Genomic DNA, 2,809 nt, shown 5'->3' with positions numbered 1-2,809 from the left:
AAGCTGGACGTGAAGCCCAGCACCTTGGACTCGCGGCGCAGGATCCGCACGCACGCGCTGTGGAAGGTGGAGACCCACATCGCCCGGGCGCGCGGCCTCCACGCCGGTGGCCGCGAGGCGCTCCATCCAGTCCAGGGCCTCGGTGCGGTCGGTGGTGGCCATGACGGGCTGGATCGGCGGCGGGACGTCCGCGAGCGCGGCGAGCAGCAGCCGGCGGCGGTCGGCGAGGGGCAGCCGGCGCACGTCGCGGCCCGGGAGGGCGAGGACGTCGAAGGCGATCAGTCCGAGCGCGACGTCGTCACCCGCGCGGGCCTGACGGGTGCGCAGGAGCTCCTCGAAGGCGAACCGGCCGGCCCGCCAGGCGACGAGCTCGGCGTCGAGCACGAGCCCCTCGGGCAGCCGGGCGACGGCGGCGGCGATCGGCGGGAAGTCCGGGGCGAGGTCGCGCCCGCTGCGGGACTGGAGGTAGGCGGGGCGGTCCCCGCGGGCGAAGGCGAGGCAGCGGAAGCCGTCCAGCTTGAGCTCGTACTGCACGCCCCCGCCGCCGAGCCCGTCCGGTGGCGGGACGGCCGGGACGGCGGCCGGGCGCATGACCTCGACGGGCGGGCGGAGCACCTGGCGGTCGGGCCCGGGTGCCGGGCCGGCCGGGAGGGGGCGGGCGCGCTCGGGGTCGAGGAGCGGGGCGAGGAGGTCGCCGTGGGCGGCGAGCCGCTCGGGGACGTCGGCGAGGGTGAAGACGAGGTCCTCCTCGGCGTCGGCCTCGGCGAGTTCTTCCCAGGTGACCGGGGTGGAGACCGTGGGCAGCGGGCGGGCGCGCAGTGTGTACGGGGCGGCGGTGGTCTTCTTGGCGTTGTTCTGAGACCAGTCGACGAAGACCCGCCCGGTCCGGCGGGCCTTGGCCATGGTGTGGACGACGAGCTCGGGGTGGTCGGCCTCCAGGGCGGCGGCCAGGGCCTTGGCGTAGGCGGAGACGCGGGCGCTCGGGGTGGGTTCGAGCGGGACGAGCAGGTGCAGGCCCTTGGAGCCCGAGGTCTTGGCCCAGGCGGCGAGCCCGTCCGCGGCGAGCCGCTCGCGGAGCAGCCCGGCGACCGTCCGGCAGGTGAGGACGGTCGCGCCCTCGCCCGGGTCGAGGTCGAGGACGAGGCGGTCGGCCAGGCCGGGCGCGGCGGCGTGCCACTGCGGGACGTGCAGTTCGAGGCAGCCGAGGTTGGCGGCCCAGAGCAGCGCGGCGCCGTCGTCCAGGACGACCTGGCGCAGGTCGCCGCTGTCGCTGGGCACCTCGGCCGTGCGGATCCAGCGTGGGGTGCCGGCGGGCGGGTTCTTGGCGATGAACACCTCGGCCTCGACGCCGTCGGGGCAGCGCAGGAAGGAGACCGGGCGGTCGTGCAGGTGGGGGAGGAGGGCGGTGTGGACGGCGGCGTAGTAGCTGAGGACCTCGCCCTTCAGGGTGCCGGTCCGCGGGTAGTAGACCTTGTCGAGGTGGGAGAGCGCGAGCGTGCGCCCGTCCACCACCATCTGCGGCATGGGCCGCCTCCGAAGCCGTCGGTGTGGCCCCCGCTGTCAGTCTGCCCGGGGTGCGGGGCGGGCGCGAGCGTAGCTTTCCGTGTACACGCCCGTACGGTCGGTGGGGGAGTTATGCTGCCGACGGTTTGCGAACTGACGCTGCGTCAAGGGGGATCGGGGCGATGGTCGGTGACTGGCGGGCGCTGCCGGCGAGGCTGGGGCCGCAGGAGCGGGAGCTCGTGGCGGGGCTGCGGGCGCTGAAGGACGGGTCGGGGCTGACGCTGGCGGAGCTGGCGGCGAAGACGCACTACAGCAAGTCGTCGTGGCACCGGTGGCTGAACGGGGAGCGCGTGGTGACGGAGGCGGCGCTGGCCGCCTTCGGGGCGCTGGCGGGGGTGCCGGAGGGGGAGTACGCCGCGCTGGAGGTGCTGCGGGCGGCGGTTGCCCGGGGCATGGCGGCCAGTGGCATGGTGGCCGGCGGCGCGGTGTCGGAGGTCCTTCCGGCGGCGGACTTACCGGGGGCTGCCGAGCCGCCGTTGCGTCCGGAGTCGCGTCCGGAGGGGGAGCCGGAGCCCGCGGCCCGGCCGCGCCGGATCTGGTGGTGGGCCGCGGCGGCCTCGGCGGCCGGCGCCGCCGCCCTCGTCGCCGTCCTCGCCCTGGACGACGGGGGCACGCCCGAGCGCCGCCCGATGGCCGCGGTGGCACCGTCCGCCGCCGGCCTCGCGGCGCCCACGGCCACCGCCCCGGCGTCCGCCCAGGCCACGGCGCTGTGCGAGGCCGCGGGCTGCGTGGGGAAGGACCCGCAGGCCAGCGGATGCGGTGCTGACGCCACGACGATCGCGACCGCCAACGTGCGGCAGATGACCATCTACGTGCGCTACAGCCACCGCTGCCGGGCGGCCTGGGCGAAGATCACGGACGCCACGGCGGGGTATCGGGCGACCATCACCAACTCGGCGGGGCAGAACCAGACGGCGCTGGTCCACTGGGGGTACGACGCGTACTCGTCGATGGTGGACGCGTCCCAGAACGACAGCCGGGTCCAGGTCTGCGGCGAGCAGCCGGACAGCAGCCGCGGCTGCACCCCGGTGATCATGGACCCGGCGACGGCACCGGTCGCTCCGGTCCCGACGCCGACCCTGACGCCTTCTGCAGCGCCGAGCGCCGAAGCGACGAACCCGACGCCGCAGTGACGGGGCCCGCTCCGGGTTCGGTCGTCACGGCCGCGGGGAGCCCGGGTAGGTGCCGAAGTACCAGCGGTTGCCCTCCGGGTCGGCGGCGGCGAAGTCGCGCGAGCCGTAGTCGG

General features: G+C 76.1%; 1 protein-coding gene and 3 pseudogenes. 1 reads left to right on the top strand and 3 read right to left on the bottom strand.

Features of this window, described 5'->3' with window-relative positions; genetic code table 11:
• Positions 1 to 591: pseudogene (locus AB0O00_RS34440) on the bottom strand (DNA ligase); the annotation flags it as partial.
• A gap of 51 nt (positions 592 to 642) precedes the next feature.
• Positions 643 to 1,524, bottom strand: a pseudogene (gene ligD / locus AB0O00_RS34435) (non-homologous end-joining DNA ligase); the annotation flags it as partial.
• 161 nt (positions 1,525 to 1,685) lie between these two features.
• On the opposite strand from ligD, the gene AB0O00_RS34430 reads away from it, so the two are divergent.
• Entirely contained in the window at positions 1,686 to 2,696 is a 1,011-nt protein-coding gene (locus AB0O00_RS34430; RefSeq protein WP_363658568.1) for a DUF2690 domain-containing protein, read from the top strand.
• A gap of 24 nt (positions 2,697 to 2,720) precedes the next feature.
• On the opposite strand, the pseudogene AB0O00_RS34425 reads toward AB0O00_RS34430, so the two are convergent.
• Positions 2,721 to 2,809, bottom strand: a pseudogene (locus tag AB0O00_RS34425) (glyoxalase); the annotation flags it as partial.

Source organism: Kitasatospora sp. NPDC093558 (genome assembly GCF_040683475.1).
GTDB lineage: Bacteria > Actinomycetota > Actinomycetes > Streptomycetales > Streptomycetaceae > Kitasatospora.
Note: the sequence above shows the minus strand (reverse complement) of the source record. Positions and strands in the feature narration are given on the sequence as shown.